The organism is Fibrobacter intestinalis (genome assembly GCF_900167415.1).
GTDB classification, from domain to species: Bacteria; Fibrobacterota; Fibrobacteria; order Fibrobacterales; family Fibrobacteraceae; genus Hallerella; species Hallerella intestinalis.
Genome location: NZ_FUWU01000011.1, coordinates 17,807 through 38,574 on the forward strand (window position 1 = coordinate 17,807; position 20,768 = coordinate 38,574).

Annotated in this window: 18 protein-coding genes; 16 read left to right on the forward strand and 2 right to left on the reverse strand. The window is 48.8% G+C overall.

The genetic code is table 11. The features are described 5' to 3' along the window. Nucleotides 1-36 precede the first annotated feature (36 nt). Genes B5D40_RS04420 through uca form a run of 5 tightly spaced genes read left to right on the forward strand, consistent with a single transcriptional unit; the run spans nucleotide 37 to nucleotide 6,504 of the window. A complete protein-coding gene (locus B5D40_RS04420; RefSeq protein WP_078775931.1) occupies nucleotides 37-753 on the forward strand; it encodes an urea amidolyase associated protein UAAP1 in 717 nt (238 codons plus the stop codon). Between the two features lie 15 nt (nucleotides 754-768). Next, the gene (locus B5D40_RS04425; RefSeq protein ID WP_078775932.1) at nucleotides 769-1,422 is read left to right on the forward strand and encodes an urea amidolyase associated protein UAAP2; all 654 of its coding nucleotides are present in this window, start codon (nucleotides 769-771) and stop codon (nucleotides 1,420-1,422) included. Beyond that, nucleotides 1,419-2,054: a DUF1989 domain-containing protein gene (locus B5D40_RS04430; RefSeq protein WP_078775933.1), complete on the forward strand. Its 636-nt coding sequence runs from the start codon at nucleotides 1,419-1,421 to the stop codon at nucleotides 2,052-2,054. Before B5D40_RS04425 ends, B5D40_RS04430 begins: the two co-directional genes overlap by 4 nt. Continuing rightward, a complete protein-coding gene (locus B5D40_RS04435) occupies nucleotides 2,047-2,874 on the forward strand; it encodes an alpha/beta hydrolase (protein ID WP_078775934.1) in 828 nt (275 codons plus the stop codon). The genes B5D40_RS04430 and B5D40_RS04435 overlap by 8 nt, the downstream gene beginning before the upstream one ends. A 27-nt stretch (nucleotides 2,875-2,901) precedes the next feature. Continuing rightward, a complete protein-coding gene (gene uca, locus B5D40_RS04440; protein ID WP_078775935.1) occupies nucleotides 2,902-6,504 on the forward strand; it encodes an urea carboxylase in 3,603 nt (1,200 codons plus the stop codon). A 110-nt stretch (nucleotides 6,505-6,614) separates the two neighbouring features. On the opposite strand, the gene B5D40_RS15555 is transcribed toward uca, so the two are convergent. Both B5D40_RS15555 and B5D40_RS04445 read right to left on the reverse strand, forming a co-directional pair. After that, the gene (locus tag B5D40_RS15555; protein WP_158222184.1) at nucleotides 6,615-6,788 is read right to left on the reverse strand and encodes a hypothetical protein; all 174 of its coding nucleotides are present in this window, start codon (nucleotides 6,786-6,788) and stop codon (nucleotides 6,615-6,617) included. A gap of 12 nt (nucleotides 6,789-6,800) precedes the next feature. Further along, on the reverse strand, nucleotides 6,801-8,360 hold the full coding sequence (locus B5D40_RS04445; RefSeq protein ID WP_143394509.1) for a hypothetical protein: 1,560 nt from the start codon (nucleotides 8,358-8,360) through the stop codon (nucleotides 6,801-6,803). A gap of 86 nt (nucleotides 8,361-8,446) precedes the next feature. Between B5D40_RS04445 and B5D40_RS04450 the strand changes: the two genes are divergently transcribed. From B5D40_RS04450 to B5D40_RS04500, 11 genes are all read left to right on the forward strand, one after another. Further along, complete coding sequence (locus tag B5D40_RS04450; protein ID WP_078775937.1) at nucleotides 8,447-9,484, forward strand: hypothetical protein; 1,038 nt, start codon at nucleotides 8,447-8,449, stop codon at nucleotides 9,482-9,484. 2 nt (nucleotides 9,485-9,486) lie between these two features. Continuing rightward, the gene (gene hisA, locus B5D40_RS04455; protein WP_073304835.1) at nucleotides 9,487-10,248 is read left to right on the forward strand and encodes a phosphoribosylformimino-5-aminoimidazole carboxamide ribotide isomerase; all 762 of its coding nucleotides are present in this window, start codon (nucleotides 9,487-9,489) and stop codon (nucleotides 10,246-10,248) included. Then, a complete protein-coding gene (locus B5D40_RS04460; protein WP_233134324.1) occupies nucleotides 10,193-11,620 on the forward strand; it encodes a glycosyltransferase in 1,428 nt (475 codons plus the stop codon). The genes hisA and B5D40_RS04460 overlap by 56 nt, the downstream gene beginning before the upstream one ends. 58 nt (nucleotides 11,621-11,678) lie before the next feature. Then, nucleotides 11,679-12,686, forward strand: a complete 1,008-nt coding sequence (locus B5D40_RS04465) for an A/G-specific adenine glycosylase (protein WP_143394510.1) — start codon at nucleotides 11,679-11,681, stop codon at nucleotides 12,684-12,686. A 72-nt stretch (nucleotides 12,687-12,758) separates the two neighbouring features. Further along, complete coding sequence (locus B5D40_RS04470; RefSeq protein WP_078775940.1) at nucleotides 12,759-14,246, forward strand: succinate CoA transferase; 1,488 nt, start codon at nucleotides 12,759-12,761, stop codon at nucleotides 14,244-14,246. A 59-nt stretch (nucleotides 14,247-14,305) separates the two neighbouring features. Beyond that, nucleotides 14,306-15,859 (forward strand): acyl-CoA carboxylase subunit beta, encoded by a 1,554-nt coding sequence (locus tag B5D40_RS04475; protein WP_073304829.1) that lies wholly within the window; start codon nucleotides 14,306-14,308, stop codon nucleotides 15,857-15,859. A gap of 74 nt (nucleotides 15,860-15,933) precedes the next feature. Beyond that, the gene (locus B5D40_RS04480; RefSeq protein ID WP_158222185.1) at nucleotides 15,934-16,632 is read left to right on the forward strand and encodes a hypothetical protein; all 699 of its coding nucleotides are present in this window, start codon (nucleotides 15,934-15,936) and stop codon (nucleotides 16,630-16,632) included. Nucleotides 16,633-16,650: 18 nt separating this feature from the next. Continuing rightward, nucleotides 16,651-17,031, forward strand: coding sequence for an acyl-CoA carboxylase biotin carboxyl carrier protein subunit (locus B5D40_RS04485; protein ID WP_078775942.1), 381 nt, complete (start codon nucleotides 16,651-16,653; stop codon nucleotides 17,029-17,031). A gap of 13 nt (nucleotides 17,032-17,044) precedes the next feature. Continuing rightward, entirely contained in the window at nucleotides 17,045-18,208 is a 1,164-nt protein-coding gene (locus tag B5D40_RS04490; RefSeq protein ID WP_073304824.1) for a sodium ion-translocating decarboxylase subunit beta, read from the forward strand. A 117-nt stretch (nucleotides 18,209-18,325) separates the two neighbouring features. After that, nucleotides 18,326-19,759, forward strand: coding sequence for a phosphate acetyltransferase (pta, locus tag B5D40_RS04495; RefSeq protein WP_078775962.1), 1,434 nt, complete (start codon nucleotides 18,326-18,328; stop codon nucleotides 19,757-19,759). Between the two features lie 196 nt (nucleotides 19,760-19,955). Continuing rightward, nucleotides 19,956-20,762: a hypothetical protein gene (locus B5D40_RS04500; RefSeq protein WP_143394511.1), complete on the forward strand. Its 807-nt coding sequence runs from the start codon at nucleotides 19,956-19,958 to the stop codon at nucleotides 20,760-20,762. Nucleotides 20,763-20,768: the final 6 nt, after the last annotated feature.

A 20,768-nucleotide genomic window follows, 5' to 3' on the forward strand; every position in this document is an offset into this window, starting at 1 on the left:
AATTCACCAACAAAATTCCAACAAGAGGTAAATACTATGGAAAACGAAAAAGTTTTGACTTCAAAAACGATTGCGGGTGGCTGGAACTATTCCCGCATTGTGAAACGCGGTCAGAAAATCCGACTTACAGATTTGGAAGGCGGCGCAAACGCTTCGCTCCTTTGCTACAACGCAAAGAATTTTACGGAACGCTTTAACTTGGGCGATTCTTTGAAAATTCAACATGTCTGTCGCATTGCCGAGAATTGCTGCCTTTACAGCGATATGGGACGCATTCTTTTAAGCGTTGTCAAGGATACAGTCGGCTGGCATGATCCGCTTTGCGGTTGTACGCACGCGAACTTGATCAAGGAACGCTTTGGTGAGCACGACTATCAACATTATCAAAATGATTTTTTCCGAAATGGTTACGATTCCCTTTTGGTGGAAATCGGCAAATATGGAATGACCAAGCGCGATTTTACGGAACTCGTGAACTTCTTCTCGAAAGTCGTGGTGACATCGGACGGCAAGATGACGTTTGTCGAAAACAATTCAAAACCCGGCGATTATGTGGAACTACGCGCCGAAATGGATACGCTTGTCGTTATCGACACGGGAATGCACCCGCTGAATCCATCGAAGGAATATCTGCGGAAGCCGGTCAAGGTGGAACTCTTGCCTTGCGAATTTTCGGTGGCAGATGATCCATGCTTCATCTGGTGCCCAGAAAATGGTCGTGGGTTTGCCAACACGGCAGATTACAATCTTTAAAAGGATGGTTTCAAAATGGTGACGAAATATTTGGAAAGCTCCCTTCGGGAAGAAGACGCCGTCTATTCGGAAGATGTGCCTGCAGGCGAAGGCTGGATGCACTTAATTAAAAAAGGCCAGATTTTCCGCATTTTGGATCTCGAAGGAAATCAGGCCGTTGATACGCTATTCATCAGCGCTACAAATCCAGAAGAACGCTACAGTGTGCAGCAAACTGTGCAACGTCAGGCGAATTGTTTGGTGGGTGTCGGCACGAAGCTCTATTCAAATGACGACAATCCGATGCTTACCGTTATTGCGGATACCTGCGGCGATCACGATACGCTAGGGAGCGCATGCTCTTGCGAAAGCAACACTTGCCGCTATGCTTTGGACAAACGTTATATGCACGCATGCCGTGAATCGTTTCTCAAGGTTTTGCTTGCGAAGCCTGGATTTGATAAGCGAGATCAAGTGAACAATTTGAACTTTTTCATGTACGTTCCCTTTGATGAACAGGGAAATTTGAATTTCGCAGATGGCATTTCGAGCCCGGGAAAGTATGTGGAAATGAAAGCGGAAATGGATGTGTATGCCGTTGTGAGCAATTGTCCGCAACTGAACAATCCCTGTAACGCGTATAACCCGACTCCGGTGAGAATGCTCATCTGGGACGAGGAGGATCTATGAAGCTGAAAGAAAGCGATCGGAAATTGGAAGAAGCGGTCTATGATGTGACCGTTTATGCGGGCGAAGGCAAGATGCTCCCGCTTCGGAAGGGCCAGGTTCTTCGGCTGATCGATGTGGAAGGAAATCAGTCTGGAGACATTCAAATTTACAACGCCCACGATACGGCAGAACGTTACAGCGCTCCGAATACGATAACCGCACAAAGGAATACGATGATTGAGGTGGGGACGGTCATCCGTTCCAACGACGACAATCCGATGCTCACCGTGATTGCGGACACTTGCGGAGAGCATGATACTCTCGGCAGCGGATGCTCTGCCGAAGGAAATGTTGTGCGTTATACGGACAAGACGAGATATATGCACAGTTGTCGCGACACATTCGTCCGGACTCTTGAAGATTTCGGGATGAGCAAGCGTGATCAGGTCTGCAATTTGAATTTTTTCACAAAGGTCATTTTGGACGACAAAGGACGCTTGGAATTTGCGGACGGCATTTCGGGACCGGGAAAGTATATCGAAATGCGCGCGGACATGGATGTTCTTTTTTTGCTTTCGGATTGCGCGCAATTAAACAATCCGTGCAATGATTACAACCCGACTCCCATCCGGATGGTCGTTTTCGATGCGTGAAATTATCTATAGAGAATTTTCCCAAGAAGATTTGGACGCTGCATACGACAATACGCGTGCAGTTTTTGAAAGTGCAAAAATCTTGGAAGGATTTGAAGTGCGCAGCGCAGAAATTGCCGCAGCGTTTCCGGACACGATGGATATTCCGTACGGAACGCTTCCGCGTGAGAAAATAGACTATTTTCCGGGAAATCCAGGAAGTCCGATTCTTGTCTTTATCCACGGCGGGTATTGGCAAATGCGGCGAAAGGAAACTTTTCGTTTTTTGGCGAAGGGGCCGCTTTCTTTGGGTTTCCATGTGGCATCGGTTGGCTATACTCTCGCACCGAATGCATCGCTGCCGGAAATTGTCCAAGAAATCCGTTCTGCGTTGGATTTTCTTCGTAAGAATGCGGGACGTTTCGCCGCCGATGTCTCCCGGATATTTGTTTCGGGATGGTCCGCCGGGGCGCATCTAGCCGTTTCCGTTCTCTCCGAGAAAAATGTGTGCGGCGCTCTCGCTATCAGCGGCATTTACGATCTGCTTCCGATTTCCAAGTCGTATTTGAATAAATCTCTGTCCCTTTCGGAGTGCGAAATCCAAAACTTGAGCCCGATGCGTTCCCCTTGCATTGCAAAGCCCGTTGTCGTCGCTTGCGGTGCGGATGAACTTCCGGAACTCCGGCGTCAAAGCTTGGAATTTGCAGAGTTGCGATCCCATGAACGAATCCCCGGCTATTTTGCCGAATTGCCCGGCAAAAATCATTTTTCCATTCTCGAGGAGCTAGAAAATCCGAATGGCATTTTAACTCTTCTGTTGAGAATTCTCTCCGTTTCTTAAAAAGTTTTCATTATTCAAGGAGTTTGTATGTTTCGCAAAGTTCTGATTGCCAATCGAGGCGAAATTGCGTGCCGAGTGATCCGTACGTTGAAAACGATGGGAATCCAATCCGTTGCCGTCTATTCGGATCCAGACGAATCTGCGGCACACGTTCTGATGGCGGACGAAGCGGTTTGCATCGGGCCTGCTGCAGCCAAGGAAAGCTATCTGAATGTGCCAGCCATTTTGAAAGCGATTAAAAAGACTGGAGCCGAAGCGGTGCATCCGGGCTATGGATTCCTTAGTGAAAATGCGGATTTTGCGAAGGCTCTAGAAGAAAATGGAGTCTCGTTTATTGGACCGACTCCGAAACAGCTTGTGGAATTTGGCATGAAGCATCGCAGCAAGGAACTTGCCGAGAAATTCGGCGTTCCCCTGGTTCCCGGAACAGGTCTTTTAAAAGACATTGAAGATGCGATTCGTGGTGCAGATGAAATCGGCTATCCGGTAATGTTGAAAAGTACGGCGGGTGGTGGTGGCATCGGCATGACGATTTGCCGTTCCGAAGAAGACCTGCGAAATAGCTTTGACAAAATTCGACATTTAAGCGAAAATAACTTTAAGGACTCTGGACTTTTCGTCGAAAAGTATGTGGAACGCGGTCGCCATGTTGAAGTGCAGATTTTTGGGGATGGCGAAGGAAATGCCGTTGTTCTCGGTGAACGCGATTGCTCTGTGCAAAGGCGCAACCAGAAAGTCGTCGAAGAAACTCCGGCTCCGAATCTGCCGGAAATGACGCGTGAAGCTTTGCACGCTGCAGCATTGCGATTGGTTCAAGGAGTCAAGTACCGTTCTGCGGGAACCGTAGAATTTATCTACGATGCGAAAAATGACAAGTTCTATTTTCTGGAAGTGAATACCCGCTTACAGGTGGAACACGGAGTGACTGAAACCGTGTTCAATGTTGATCTTGTTCGCTGGATGATCGAGCAGGCTGCGGGAATCCGCCCGTTTGAAATCGGACAGAAATTTGCCCCTCAAGGGCATGCGATGGAGTTTCGTGTTTATGCGGAAGACCCCGGCAAAAATTACCGCCCTTCGAGCGGTCTTTTGACGGAAGTCTCATTCCCGGAAGGCGTGCGCATTGATACCTGGGTTTTGCGCGGGACAGACGTTAGCGCATTCTACGATCCGCTTCTGGCGAAGGTTATTGTCGCTGGCAAGGATCGGAACGAAAATATCGAAAGGGCGAAATTGGCTCTTGCGAAAGTGCGACTCTGCGGATTTGAAACAAATATCAAGCTTTTGAAAGATGTTCTTGAAATGGCCGCTTTTGTCACGGGAAATGTTTCTACTTGGATTCTGAACGATTATCAATACAAGAATCGCACGTTCGAAATTCTCGCACCGGGCCTCCAAACGACTGTCCAAGATTATCCGGGTCGCTTGAAACTATGGGATGTTGGCATTCCACCTTCTGGCCCGATGGACAATTACAGTTTCCGCTTGGCGAATAAAATTGTCGGCAATGCGGAAGGCGCTGCCGGTATTGAAATGACGATTTCCGGTTGCTCGGTGTGCTTTCATACGGAAACGGTTATCGCTTGGACGGGCGGCGATTTTCCGGCGAAACTGAATGAACAGGCGTGTCCGAAAAATGCTCCGGTCAAAATTTCGGTAGGCGATGTTCTGAAATTCGGCATGACGAAATGTGGCAACCGCGCTTATTTGGCAATTCGAGGTGGCATTGACGTGCCGGATTATCTGGGCAGCAAATCGACGTTTACGCTAGGCGGTTTTGGCGGCCATGGCGGTCGCGCTCTTTCGGCGGGCGATATTCTCCATATTGGAAACGACATGGATGGACATCCGGTTAACCCCTCTCCGAAGGCGATTCCTGAACTGACTTCCGAATGGAATATCGGCGTGATATATGGTCCGCATGGCGCTCCGGATTATTTGACGGAAAAGGATATCGAAGAATTTTTCGGTGCGACTTGGGAAGTGCATTACAACTCGTCGCGGACTGGCATCCGCTTGATTGGACCGCAACCGAAGTGGGCTCGCCCGGACGGCGGGGATGCGGGCCTGCATCCTTCGAATTTGCATGATAACGCGTATGCCGTCGGAACTGTCGATTTTACGGGAGATATGCCGATAATTCTCGGTGTCGATGGACCAAGTCTCGGCGGTTTCGCATGCCCGGTGACTATCGTTTCAGCGGAACTTTGGAAAATGGGTCAGCTGAAGAGTGGAGACAAAGTTCATTTTGTTCCCATTTCCGTGGAAAAAGCAGAAGAAATCCGGTTGGCCCGGGAAGCGAATTTGCAAAATCCGGAAAAGGCCTCTGCAGAAATTCCTGCTCTCGAAGCCGTGCCGGTGACGACACCCATTATTGCCGAATTTCACAAAGAAAACGAGATGGAGCGCATTGTCGTCCGCGCCGATGGCGACGACTATTTGCTGCTCGAATTCGGACCCGCGGTAATTGACTTGCGGCTCCGTTTCACGGCGCATGCCTGGATGCTTGCCGTAAAAGATCGGATGCAGGATTTCGTTATCGATGTAACGCCCGGCATTCGTTCCATCCAGATTCATTATGACATCAGGAAGATTCGCCAAGGCGAAGTTCTAAAAATTCTCAAGGAACTTTCGGAACATTTGAAAAAGAACAAGGTGACGAAGGTCCCGACAAGAACGGTTTATTTGCCGCTTTCTTGGGATGATCCGCAGACTCGCATCGCCATTGAAAAATATGTGACAACAGTTCGCCCCGGCGCGCCTTGGTGCTGCCCGAACAACATCGAGTTCATCCGCCGCGTAAATGGACTCGATTCGATTGAAGACGTCAAGAAAATCGTTTTCGATGCGGACTACCTCGTCATGGGGCTTGGCGATGTCTATTTGGGTGCGCCTGTCGCGACTCCTCTCGATCCGCGACATCGCCTGGTGACGACCAAGTACAATCCTGCGCGCACGTGGACTCCGGAAAATGCCGTGGGCATCGGCGGAGCTTACATGTGCGTCTATGGAATGGAAGGCCCGGGCGGTTATCAATTTGTAGGAAGAACGGTGCAAATGTGGAACCGGTTCAAAAAGACTGCAGACTTTCCGTTGCCGTATTTGCTGCGCTTTTTTGACCAGATTCGCTTTTACGAAGTTTCTGCAGATGATCTTTTGCAGATGCGGAAGGATTTCGTCGCGGGTAAGTTCCATGTCAAAATCGAGGAAAGTTCGTTCGACATCACGGAATACGAGAATTTTCTCGCGGACAACGCTCAATCGATTGCCGCTTTTGAAATCAAGCGGAAAACGGCTTTTGAAGAGGAAAAGGAACGCTGGATTCGCACGGGGCAATTCACCTTTGAAATCCACAGTGCCGAATCGGCTCCTGTTGCCGAGGTGACGCTTTCCGAAGGCGAAGAAGGTGTCTATTCGCCGGTCGCCGGAAGCCTGTGGAAACTTGTCGTCAGCGAAGCCGGGAAGCGTGTCAAGGCTGGCGAGACTCTGGCTGTCCTTGAAAGCATGAAGACGGAAATCCCCGTTGTCGCGGACGAAGATGTCGTCGTTTCGCAGGTCTTTGCGAAGCCCTCGATGGAAGTGCGTTCCGGCCAGTGTCTGTTTGCTGTTAAACCTTCGCCGTGTTCTTAAAAATATCTCTGTCGCGATTTATTCCACTTATAAAAAATCCTTGAAAAAGTCGTGAGCTTTTTCAAGGATTTTTGCTTTTCGCCAGACTTTATTTGGCGTGATGATAGGGATTACTCTTCGGAATCTTCCGAAGAATCATCCGTATCAGCAGACGAACTGCTTACATAACCGCTTTCGTTGACAATGCCGGATTTGTTGTAATCTCCGGATACAACGTCGGCACTGCAAGCGATAAACAAAGAAAGAGACAGAAGGAATAAAAATGCAATCGTTGTTTTTTTCATTTTTCAATCTCCTTAGAAGTTCAGGAAAAATCCCATATTGAGGAACAGGTTTTCGCCATTGAATGCCGCCGCAAAAGACTTTTCATAGACAACGTCTTCGAGGCTTGCTTCTACGGCGAGCATCTTCCACTGGAAGCGTAGACCGAGTTGGGCTTTGGTTTGCGAGGAGTGGATTTGCATCAGCGATTCTTCGGAATCGTCGTCATATTTGACGGTTTCATAGCCAAACACCAGGATATTGTGGGAAAGGCCGCCGAATGCGAACCAGTTGTCTGTGATGGCAACGTCCGCCCAGATATTCGGCGTAATCTGGAGACCAAATTCCATGTGTTCTTTATAAGTGTCCGAAGCGGCGTCGCCTTTGTCAAAGATTTGCACGGCAAACATGTTATTGGAACCGAGCATTACGCGGGCCATATCGTTTTGAAGAACTTTAAAGGCGAAGTTGAAATACGGGTCGATTTCGATGCGGCTATTCGGAGAGGTGATGTCCACCGTTTTTCCGCCAGAGGTAAGCTCCTGTGTTTCCGTGTTCCGTAAAAATTGCAATCCTGCGGACCAGCCGAAATCTCTGGCACTGGGATTATTTGTCAAGCCGATAGAGCCGCTTAGACGCCAAAGATCATTTTCTTCTTCATCGGTTGTTTCTTCGTCGCCTGTGGTGAGCCAATCCGCGCTGATGGCAAGAGCCAGTCCACCGATGGGCATAGCGAAATTCAAACCTACGTCGTCGCCAACGTTGATGGTCGTCGTTTCCACTTCATCGCCGCCGTCCGGTTTTTCGGTACGATAATTTTTGGAAATGCCGATATCCACACCTAAGCCGAAAGAAGGCGAAGCGATACCGATGGTCATCAGGCCGACTTCTCCAACGGAATTGTCGAGGCCGCCATAAAAGGTCAATCCCTTTTTGAAAGAAACATATCCCTTATTGTTTGTAGGTTCCACATAGAGGAATTGGTCAAAGGACATCATATAGGGAAGTCCGAGACGAAGGCCGACGGTGGGTGCAGCGAGTTCGTTTCCCACGAAATTGTACGAGTTGCCGCGAAGAACCGATAGCTTGGCATCTAATGGGCTGAGCGGTTCAAGCTTTTTTTCTTCGACAGGCTGAGCGGCTGGAACGGCTTGTGTGGGCGTTCCTTGAACCGGTTGAGCGACAGGCATCATCTGAACGCCTTGTGCCGTTTGAACGGGGACCATCAGCGTCGCTTGCGGTTGTTCGGCGGTCTGCATTTGCGTCGGCTGAGCAGCAGCAGGAGCGGCTTGCATTTGCGTTCCTTGAACCGGCTGGGCGACAGGCATCATCTGAACGCCTTGCGCCGTTTGAACGGGCACCATCTGCGCCGCTTGCGGTTGTTCGGCGGTCTGCATTTGCGTTGGCTGAGCGGCAGGAGCGGCTTGCATTTGCGTTCCTTGAACCGGTTGAGCGACGGGCATCATTTGAATGCCCTGCGCTGTTTGAACGGGCACCATTTGAACGCCTTGTACGGGCGCCGTCTGTGTGTATGAAGCATCTTGTGCAAAAGTTGCGGATGCGATAATCGCCCCGCAGCTAGCCCATAATTTCAAGTTTATGAATCCTCCGTATGGTGATAGAACGTGTACAGAGAAATATAATAACTTAACGGACATTCACTTTTTCTAATTTTAAGAATATGCGAATTTTAAATTCTTTCGTTTTTATTTTTGCTTTTGCAGGAATCGTTTTGGCAGCAGCCGGAAATGAAATTCAACAGCCCTCCGGCAATTTTCGCCATACGGATAATTCGGATTTTTTTGCTAAAGCGATGAAGTCTGAAAAATCCACCGAAGCGTGGACCTATTCTTTCGTATTTGATAATGGTACGCGCGCCTATGTAAATTATGCGACGATCATCATTCCGACTTCGGGGAAGAAAATCGGTTGCGATATTGCGTTTGTCGGGCTAAAAGGCAAGAATTCCAATATCGGTCGGCAATATCCGCTGGAGCGTTTTTCCGAAGACAAATCTAAAGTTCGCATTTCCATCAAAGAGGAATATCTGATGGAGAATAAGCCTGGTAAAGGACATCGGGTTCTCTTTACGGCGAACAAGGAAAATTTTGGTTCCTTTCTTTTGAATGTGACATTTTCCAGCGCGCACAAGGGAATGGTTCCTGGCAATGGCAATTGGAAAGTCGGCGATAACCAGTATGGCTCGGCGATTTTGATTCCCTACGGACGGGTGAGTGGAAAAATCGCTCATGACAAGGACACGCTGGAAGTGAAAGGCTATGGCTATATGGAGCATACCTGGCAATCGGGAAATGCGACGGACATCGCCGTTCGGGCATTCAATTTGAGCGAAGCGACAAAAGGCACTTATGCCGGTCGTATCGCAATCGACAAGAAGGGAAATCCTTTCGGGTATTTGTTGCAGCAAACGACCGACGGAACGCAGATTCTTTTTCCGAAAAGAATTGTTGCAGACGGTAAAGATTACAACGGCAAGAATTTTCCTAAATCGCCTCTTCAAGTTCTGTGGCAAAATGCGCCGGATACGCTGACCATAGATATGACCAAGCCCCGGCAGAAATTTTCCATGCTCGAAAATTTTGATGGTTGGTTTGCCAAAAAAGCGACAAAACTGATGCTCGGCGGAGAAATCTATTTTTGGCGCGGACGCTCCAAGGCGAACGGCAATGTTTTTGATTGGAGCATTACAGGATTTTAAATATGACTTTATTTCGTCCCTGTATCGATATTCATCAAGGCAAAGTTAAACAGATTGTCGGCGGGACCCTTTCGGATTCGGAAACGCCCCTGACGCATTTTACCAGCGAACATTCTCCGGCTTATTTCGCCCATCTTTACAAAAAAGACGGATTGAAGGGCGGGCACGTCATTATGCTCGGCAAGGGCTGCGCAGAAGCTGCCAAGGAAGCTCTGCAAGCATATCCGAACGGGTTGCAAGTCGGCGGCGGCATTACTCCGGAAAATGCCAAGGAATTTTTGGATGCTGGAGCGAGCCATGTGATTGTCACCAGCTGGATTTTTAACGGCGGAAAGTTGGATATGGAAAAAGTCAAGGCGCTTTCATTTGCCGTCGGAAAAGAAAAGCTCGTTCTGGATTTGAGCTGCCGCAAAACCGCAAACGGTTGGAATGTCGCCACAAACCGCTGGCAGACGATTACCGATTCCGAAGTGGACGAAAAACTTTTGGAATCCCTTGCTGCATACGCCAGCGAATTTCTGGTTCACGCAGCCGATGTGGAAGGCCTGGAAAAAGGAATGGATGAATCGCTCATCCGCTTTCTCGCTCAAAAAAGCCCGATTCCTGTGACTTATGCCGGCGGAGCAAAAAGTATTGACGATTTAATCCGCTGCAATGAAATTTCAAGTGGACGGGTGGATTTGACAATCGGCAGTTCTTTGGATATTTTTGGCGGAACAGGTACTCGCTATGCAGAATGCGTTCAATTCAACAACCGACACTAGGCCTTCGATTTTCGGAAGAACGGTCACGAGCGTTTTTCCCAAGTTTTTTTCGTTCAAACATCAGCCGCCGGGCAACATTCGCACTTGCATGATTCCGCCCATTGTCTTTTGGGAAATTCTCAGAAATTTGCCGAAACTTTTAAAGCTCCGCTTCTATTTGAAAAAAAAACGGGCGGAACATTCTGCAGACGATATTTGTGTCGCGTTCTACTCGGACAATTTGGATGAAGTGAACGGCATTGCCAATAATTTGCGCCATGTCATTTCTTTTATGCGAGGACACGGCTATAAGGCGGCTCTTGTCGGAAACGCTTTTAATACGCGGGAAAGGGGAGTGGTGGAAAATGGCTACGTCATTCTTTTGCCTCGCATTTTTAGCATGGAACAGCTGGGTTATGCAAATAGCGAACTGGCCATTCCGCATATTGCGCCGGCACTTCGTCTGCTGAAGCGTTATCCCGTTGATTTGATTGAAGTGGAAACGCCGAGTCCCGGAGCGTGGGCGGTTGCTTTGTGCGCCAAAGTTGCGGGAATCAAGGTGATAAGCCATTATCGCACAGACGTTCCGACTTACACAAAGACGCTGGTCAAAGCGAAGTGGATGCACCGTTACGTTTTAATGCTCATGCAGATTTTTTACGGTTTTACGCGCCCGGTCATTAGCCCGTGTAAAGACTACATGAACATTTTAAATAAGGACATCAAAGTTCCATTCAAAGATATTGAAATTATTCGGCGCGGAATCCCCCTGGACAATTACAGCCCGGATTTTCGTGGTAAGGGAACGTGGGAACGCTTTTCGGATTCCAAAAACAAAGTTCGCTTTGTCTATGTCGGTCGAATTTCCAAAGAAAAAAATCTTCCGCTGCTCAAAAATCTGTGGCTGGAATTTAGAAAGTCTCATGATGATGCGGAGCTGATGTTTGTCGGTGACGGCTGGTATTTGGAAGAGCTTAAAAAGGATTTTGCCGGTGCGCCGGAAGTGCATTTTGCAGGTGTTCAGGGCGGTGAAATTTTGGCGGGTCTTTACGCCGATGCGGACTTTTTGCTTTTCCCCAGCACCACGGATACCTTTGGAAATGTTGTTGTCGAAGCGCTTGCTTCGGGAACGCCTGCCATTGTAAGTGATAAAGGCGGCCCGCAAGATATTGTTTTTGGCAAGGACTGCGGTTACATCCTTCCCAGCGATGATGCGACGGCGTGGATGAATCAGCTTGACGAATGTATTCAATTGCGTCGAAACGAGTCGTCTTATTTGCCGATGCGCGAAAACGCTTATAAGCGCAGTAAGGATTTTACGTTGGAAAAAGCGGCAGCCGCTCAATGGGAATTTTATAAAAAGGTTTATCACGAGTATTATTTCGGCAAATAGATCCCTGTGCAAGTGGTTTGTAGAGAGCAGGGAATCGTTTCCTTGGCGTTCGGAGAATTTGTACGAATTTCGAAATCCTTATGCGGTTTGGATAAGCGAAACGATGTTGCAGCAGACGCAGGTTTCTGCGGTGCAAACGGCATTCAAAAAATGGATGCAGGATTTTCCGGATGTATTGACGCTTGCAAAGGCAAAAGAAAACGATGTTTTGCAGCATTGGCAAAGGCTTGGCTATTACAGTCGGGCGAAAAATATTTTACGGACAGCAAAAATTCTTGCGGAAAACGGAGGAATGTTTCCGCAGACGCGCAAAGAATTGGAACAGTTGCCGGGAATAGGCGCTTATACGGCGGGAGCCATTTTAAGCCTTGCATTTCATTTGGCTGAAGCGATTTTGGACGGCAATCTTGTCCGCATTTTTGCCAGATTGCATTTGTGGGATTTTTTGCCCGCCGAAGGGAAAAAAGAAAAAGATTTTTATTGGGATGAAGCGTTTCGTTGGGCGAAAGCGGATAAGGCGTTTTTAACAAACGAAGCTTTGATGGAACTCGGACGGAAAATTTGCAAACGCTCAAATCCGGATTGTGAAAACTGTCCGCTTCAAAAAATCTGTCAGGCAAAACAGGAAAATCGGCAAAATGAATTTCCGAAAAAGAAAGTAGTCCGCTACGAATCGTGGACGGGTTTTGCGCTTGTCGTTTGCGACAAAAATGAAAATTTTTTGTTGCGAGTCTCTCCTCGTTCTCCGTTTCTTAAAAATCAGTTGATGTTCCCGCTTTTTGAATACGCCGACGCGTTTCGCAATCGGATTCCTGGAATTGTAGAGTCCGAGATTCCTTGGGAAAAAATCGACCAGTGCAGTTGGGCTGGAATTGTAGAGCATTCCATTACCCGTTACAAGATTCGCTGCCGAGTGTTAAAAGTACAAATCAAACCGAATGCGGTTTTAGATGGAATCTGGGTTCCGGCTTCGGAACTTTTTGAAAAACTACCATCTAGCTTTGCGCAAAAAATCGCTCAAGTGGCAGAGGAAGATGCTGGGTTGTCTAAGAATCCCCTTTTCTGAAATACGCGCGATAGGATCTTTTTACAACAAGAAGGCGCAATATACTGCGGAAAAATATATACATTCGGGGTGATGCAACTGTCTTGTAAAACGATGTCCGCAGAAGAAGCCGCGGAACTGATTCGGCACGATGAAATTCTCGGCGTTTCGGGATTTACCCTTGCCGGTTATCCCAAGGCGGTTCCAACAGCGCTTGCAAAACGGGCGGAACGCCTGCACGCTCAAGGAAAGCCGTTTCAAGTATCCCTTTTTTCAGGGGCTTCGACCGGGGACGAATGCGATGGTGCGCTCGCTCGGGCCAACGCTATTCGGTATCGCGCGCCCTACCAATCGAATAAAGATTTGCGCACCGCTATCAATCAGGGAAAAATCTTTTATACCGACGCCCATCTGGGTATAATGGGACGTTGGATTCGTTCGGGAGCTTTGCCGCATCCGACGACAGCCATTATAGAAGCGACGGAAGTTTCTGATGACGGAAAAATTCGGCTTTCCACTTCTTGCGGAAATTCGATGGAATTTCTGCAAATGGCTGACCGCATTATCGTCGAGTTGAACTCCCTTTACGGCGATGCTTTGGCGGGCATTCACGATTGTTATTTACCCGATATGCCTCCTCACGCTCGTCCTATTCCCGTCTCTCATGTTTTGGATCGTGTCGGAACGGATTTTGTGCAAGTCGATCCGGAAAAAATTGTGGCGATTGTCCACACGCAAGCGGGCGACTGTGTGCACCCTTTTACAGAACCCGACGAAATTTCTAAAACCATTGCCGGGCACATTTTGGAATTTCTTGCGCACGAAAGAAAAAAGGGACGGCTGCCATCGGGACTTCCTTATCAGAGTGGGGTGGGCAACGTGGCGAATGCCGTCCTCACTGCGATGGCGCGCAATCCGCTGCAAGAGCCGATAAGCCTTTTTACCGAAGTCATTCAAGAAGCCGTCTTTGAATTGATTCAGTCGGACAAATTGATCGGTGCGAGCGGGACTGCTTTGACGTGTTCCGCCAAAGCTCGGGAATATTTTCTGGCGAATGCGTTTGCGCTTAAACGGAAATTTGTTTTGCGCCCTCAGGAAGTGTCGAATCATCCCGAAGTCATTCGGCGATTGGGCGTTATTGCGATGAATACGGCAATCGAATGCGATATTTTCGGGAACGTCAATTCGTCCCATATCTGTGGTTCTTCAGTGATGAACGGCATCGGCGGCTCTGCTGACTTTTCGAGAAATTGCCTGCTGGGATTCTTTATGACGCCTTCTACGGCAAAAAACGGGACCATCAGTGCGATTGTGCCGCTGGTTTCGCATTTGGACCATTCCGACCATGAAACTGACATTTTTGTTACGGAACAGGGGCTGGCCGACCTGCGCGGACTGGATCCCGTTGCTCGTGCGCATCGCATAATTGACGCCTGTTCGCACCCCGACTACCGCCAACAATTAAATGATTATTTAAACTATAGTGTGAAGTCCGCCAAAGGAAAGCACATTCCCATTGCTCTTGACCGAGCGTTCAATATGCACTTGCGTTTTCTTTCCGACGGCTCCATGAAGGAATAACAAAATTCTTTGGAATTCTATTTTTCATTTGAAACTGCAAAATTTCAAAGGAACATGAAATGGCAATTAGACAAGAATTACTGGATCAACTTGAAGAACGCAGAAAATCTGCTCTTTCCTCCGGCTGTGGTCCGGAGAAAGCGGAAGCTCGTCATGCGAAAGGGCTTTTGACCGCTCGCGAACGGATTGATGACCTTGTAGATGCGGGTTCCTTCCAAGAAGCGGGAATGTTCGTGGAACATGATGTCCGCGGATTCGGCTTTGAAAAAAAGCATCTTGCCGGTGACGGCGTTGTGACAGGAATAGGCAATGTGGATGGTCGGCCGGTGACCGTGATTTCTCAGGATTTTTTGGTGAGTGGAGGTTCCCTCGGCAGCCGTCATGCGCAAAAAATGTCCGAAGCCATGCAACGCGCGATTGAACTCGGTACGCCGATTATTTCGGTGAACGATTCCGGTGGAGCGCGCATCCAGGAAGGCGTCAAGAGCCTTGCTGGTTATGGGAAAGTCTTTCGGGCGAATGTTCTGGCATCGGGAGTCGTTCCTCAGATCGCGGTCATTGCGGGACCTTGCGCTGGCGGTGCATCCTACAGTCCAGCATTGATGGACTTCTGCATTCAGCTCAAGGACAATTCCAATATGTTCATCTGCGGTCCGCAGGTGATTAAAGCTTCTACCGGCGAAGAGGCTCCTCTTGAAAAGTTTGCTTCGGCGACGGCGCATGCCACGGTTTCCGGCAACGTTCATTTTGTGGCGAACGACGACAAGCACGCGACCCAGATTATCAAAAAGCTTCTCAGCTTCTTGCCGTCGAATAATGCGGAGCAGCCTCCGCACAAACTCACCGACATCGTTTTAGACGATGATTCCGGCATGAACGAAATCATTCCGTCCGATTCTAACCATCCGCTTGATGCGTACAAAGTAATCGAACGTCTGGTGGATCCGAACGAATGGCTTGAAGTCAAGCGCGACTTTGCGAAAAATATCATTACGGGCTTTGGCCGCATTAATGGTATGGTCGTGGGCATCGTTGCGAACCAGCCGACTTACAAAGCGGGTTGCTTGGACATTGATTCGTCGGACAAGGGCGCTGAATTTGTGATGTTCTGCGACGCATTCAATATCCCTATTGTCACTTTGACGGATGTGCCGGGCTTTATGCCGGGACTCGCTCAGGAACGCGGAGGTATCATTCGTCATGGGGCGAAAATGCTTTATGCGTATGCGTCTTGCACGGTTCCTCTGGTGACGGTGATTATGCGCAAGGCTTACGGCGGAGCTTACATTGCTATGGCATCAAAGGATCTCGGTGGCGATGTCGTTTTCGCTTGGCCCACAGCGGAAATCGCCGTGATGGGAGCGGAAGGCGCAGCAAAGATTATTTACAAGAAAGAGCTTGCCGCGGCTGAAAATAAAGACGAGCTGTATAAATCTCTCGTTGCCGACTACCGCGAAAAATTTTCGAAGCCTTACCAGGCCGCGGAATCTGGAATCATCACTGATGTTATCAATCCCGCGGAAACAAAGGCAAAAGTTTCTCTCGCTTTGAGGACTTTGCTTTCGAAGCGGGTAAAACGTCCCAATAAAAAACACGGATTGAGTCCCCTATGACAACAACAGAACAACAAAAAAGCATAGTCGGCCCTTATCCCGTTCCTGAACGGTTTAAGGAACAGTTAGCGATTATGCCTGACTCGATTAGCGCGCCCATTAAAGAGCAGCTGACCTTAATGCCCGATTCGACGGTTCTCGAAATTTACGAAGGCGGGCACAAGACTTCTGTCCTTTACAAGACGAATGCGCAATCTCGTGAAGCGAACGCTCGTCAAGACAGCATTAGAACGGAAAATGGTTCTGGCAATGTTTTGCCGATTGCTAAAGCGAAACTCGGTTCCCAGTATATGACGGAACAGGGTGAAGTGCAGACGTTCTCTTTCGGAAAGCTCGTGGAATTTCAGGCGACGGGTCTGATTATCGTGATGATTGTCATTATCAGCATCATGATTCTCACCTACTTGATGGGCTATGTCGTGAACAAATTCGTTGTTCCGATTACCACCAAAAAATCTGCGGCCCCTACTGCGCCGGCTGCTCCTGCGCAGGCTTCCATGGCTCCTGCTCAATGTTCTCTAGATCCGAACGCTCCGAGTGTTCATCCTGGATTTACGAATAAGCAGTTGCAGGCTTTCTTAAGCATTGCGGCCATTTCCGCTTTGGATATTCATCCGGGTCTTACGAACGAACAGCTGGCAATGATTTTTGCTGTTGCTGCCGCCGAAGTTCTCGGATCTCCCGTGAATGTCGTCAAATTCAAACCCCAAAATTCGACCGAATGGGCATGGACAGCTCAAGGTCGTGCAGAACTACAAACCAACGGGCTCTAAGCTCAAGAGGAAAACACCATGAAGAAAACCCTCCGTATCAGTTTTGAAGGTAAGAGCTACGATGTCGAAGTCGAAGTTCTCGATAACAATCAAATTGCTCCTGTTGCTGTTGCTCCTGTTGCCGCGGCTTCAGTTGCTCCCGCACCTGCTCCGGTTGCCGCGCCCGCACCCGCAGCTCCTGCTGGCGGCACCCCGGTCCCAAGCCCGATGATGGGCATTGTATTCAAACTCAAAGTCAAAGTCGGCGACAAGGTGGCCAAGAATCAGGAAGTCGCCGTTCTCGAAGCGATGAAAATGGAAAACTCCATCATCAGCCCTTGCGATGGAACGGTAGCATCTATCGCTGTCAAGGAACAGGAATCGGTCTCCGAAGGCCAGGTTCTGATGACCATCGCCTAAAGGAATTTTACCTATGAGCGGTATCCTAAACTCAGTCGCAGAGATGTTCTCGTCCGGTACGGGATTTTCCATGATTACCGGACCGATGATCATCATGTGGATTGTCTGTTTTGTGCTGATGTATCTGGCCATCGTCAAGAAGTATGAACCATTGCTTCTTTTGCCGATTGCGCTGGGTGCGCTCGCCGTAAACATCCCAAGCCGAGGTTTCTACGAAGGGGGCTGGGGTATTGAAGGAATGTTTACTCCGACAGCGGGCCTTTACTACTATATCAGTCAAGGCATCCATCTAGAACTTTTCCCTCCTATTATCTTCCTTGGTGTCGGTGCCATGACCGACTTTGGACCGCTGATTGCCAACCCGCGTACTCTGATTCTCGGAGGCGGTGCGCAATTCGGCGTGTTTATCACGATGTTCTGCGCGGTTGCCTTTGGCGGATTTACTCTCGGCGAGGCGGCTTCGATTGGCATTATCGGTGGCGCGGATGGACCTACATCCATTTTTACTGCGAATAAACTCGCTCCCCATCTTATTGGACCGATCGCGGTTGCTGCATATACCTATATGGCTTTGGTTCCTTTAATCCAACCGCCGATTATGCGGGCGATGACGACTCCTAAAGAGCGCGTGATTCGCATGAAAAGCCTGCGCAAGGTTTCCAAATTGGAACGCATCGTTTTTGCCGTTATGGTGATGGTTGTGTGCATTTTGGTCGTTCCAGATGCGTCGGCTTTGATTATCATGCTCATGATGGGAAACATCTTCAAGGAGTCCGGTGTGGTGGATCGCTTGGTGAAAACTTCCCAGAATGAACTGATGAACATTGTCACCATTTTCTTGGGAACTTCCGTTGGGCTTACGATGTCCGCCGATATTTTCCTTCAACCGAAGACGTTGATGATTATCGCGATGGGCGTTGTCGCTTTTGGATTCTCCACGTTTGGTGGACTTTTGCTTGCCAAAATTATGAACAAGTGTTCGCCCAATAATCCGGTGAATCCTTTGATTGGTTCCGCGGGCGTTTCTGCGGTTCCGATGGCGGCGAGGGTTTCTCAAGTGGAAGGCGCAAAATATGATCCGCAGAACTTCCTTCTGATGCACGCGATGGGACCCAATGTCTCCGGCGTTATTGGAACGGCGATTTGTGCGGGATATATGATTTCTCGGCTCGCCTGATTTTGCCGAATTTATTTAGGCCTCGACATTTGTCGGGGCTTTTTCTATTGGCGAATTTTGTGCGATGTCCGGTTGAATTTTCTATAATAATGATTGAAAAATTCTCGGAGTAAAAAAATGAAACATATCTTTCTCGTTGCGCCGGCTGCTGTCGGCATTGATCTGGCTTACGCCACAAAATCCGTTTTTGAAACCGTCCAAAAGGAATCCGCCTCTGCTGAAATGTGGGTTGCCGCTGAAAAAGTGCCCGCGATTCTCCAATCTGTCGAAGCGGATTCTGCTATGGAAGCCATTGTGGGGATTGTTCAGGAATCTTCTGCAGAGACGTTGGTCGTTGCCGGGGTTTCTTTTCAGGAAAGCGTCCGCGCGGAGCAAATAAATATGCTGTTGGCTGCGGCTCTTGATGCGGATGTCGTTCTCGTTGCGGATTCCGACGAGTCGGGAGCTCTTGTTGCTGCCGACTTTGCTCTGCAAAAAATTCGGGTGGCTTTTGTTTGTGCCGAGGGCGATTGCGCCCATGCGGAAGCGGTAAAGAAAATTCTGGACAATGAAACCGAGCATCGGATTTCCCAAGCGGAATTTCGTCGGAATCTGATTCGGTTGGCTTCGCACCATCTCAAACGGATCGTTCTTCCAGAAGGAGCCGAACCTCGTACGCTGAAGGCGGCAATAGAAGCTTACAATCGCAAAATCGCCATTCCCGTTTTGATTGCGAAAAAGGCCGATGTTGAAGCGGAAGCCGCCCGGCAGAACTTGACGATTCCCGATGGATTTGAAATCATTGAACCGACTGCGGAATTGGCTGAAAAATATGTGCCGCTGCTGGTGGAACTTCGCAAAGCTAAAGGGATGACCGAAGAAAAAGCCCGAGAGACTCTTAAAGATTCGGTTTTCCTCGGTACGATGATGCTCAAGAAAAATGAAGTGGATGGGCTGGTTTCGGGTGCCGTCCATTCGACTGCTGATACGGTTCGTCCCGCCTTGCAGATTATCAAGTGCGCGCCTGGCGTCAAATCCATCAGTTCCGTATTTTTTGTGTGCCTCCCTTCGCAGACTTATGTGTTTGGCGATTGCGCAATCAACCTGAATCCGACCGATGAAGAACTCGCAGGCATTGCTATCCAGAGCTACGATACGGCCAAGGCTTTCGGTATTCCGGCTCGGGTCGCCATGCTCAGTTATGGCACGGGAAAAAGCGGCAAGGGCGATGATGTGGAATTGGTCGTTAATGCGACGCAAAAAATTCGGGAAGCCCGCCCTGATATTCCTGTCGATGGACCGCTGCAATACGACGCGGCTACCACGGAAGACGTTGCAAGGCTGAAGGCTCCAGAAAGCAAGGTAGCTGGCAAGGCGACTGTGTGCATTTTCCCCGATCTTTCGGCGGGAAACATCTGCTATAAGGCTGTCCAGCGTTCCGCTCCGGGAGTTATCGCCGTGGGGCCTATGCTTCAGGGACTTGCTAAACCCGTGAATGACCTTTCCCGCGGTGCGCTCGTCGAAGATATCGTATATACCATCGCTCTGACTTCGATTCAAGCACAGGCCTAATTCTTTTGCGCGGAAAGCGGGGTGGATGCTCCGCTTTTTTACGCCAAAGTTTTTCATTTTGGCGTATTTTGCGTTTTTTCTGCTCATTTTCGTATTGATGCAGGATACAAGCCGTGCTTTAAAGGAAAAAAATTATCCGTTTTTCGCCGTTTTAATATACTTTGGGGGTAAACCTACTCACCGAGGAGTTTTCGGAATGAATTTTAAAATATTTGCCGCCGTTGCAGCCCTTTGTGTTGCCCCGTCTTTTGCCATTGTTGGAATCGGTTTTCATTACGCTCCGAATTTCGGTACTAGCATGGATGCGGTACAGAACGAACATTTGCTCGATTTGTCCGCGAGCAAAGACGAGTCTTCCCTCTCTCTCGGTTCGGTGGATTATCGCCACGGCTCCTTTAGCGGCGTTCAGGGATTCGGTATTAAAGTTTGGGTGGACTTCCTTCCGATTATCGATGTGGAAGCGACTTATAATTTGCAGTGGGGTTCCTACAGTTCGACCCTGACTTTAAACGGTGCAGACGGTTCGGTAAAAGAACAGGATATCGAATTGGAATTTGACGGGGTTCCTTTCGGCAAGGCTTCTCCGAAATTCATTGCGATGAACGGCGACCTTTCTATCACCTATCCGATCACGAGTCTTCCGATCATTCGACCCTATATCGGTGGCGGTATTACTTACTATCTCAGCACTCCGGTGATGACGACAAAATTCATCAAAAAATATACGGACCATCTTGATGGTGAACTTAAAACGGCATTCCTTGCAGGAACGATGACCGAAGATCAGATGAAACAGCTGGCTCATAATCTTTCCGAAGAATTGCAGGACGACGGATTGAATACGAATTTGGGCGGACACATTCTTGTGGGTGTTCGCGCCAAGCTGCCGATTATTCCGATTGCGGCTTATGTGAATGGAAAGTATTATTTTGGTGTGGACTATGATTCTGCCGTTGACGCTTCTTCTTTTGTTTTGGAAGCCGGCGTAGGCTTTGCTCTTTAATCGTTG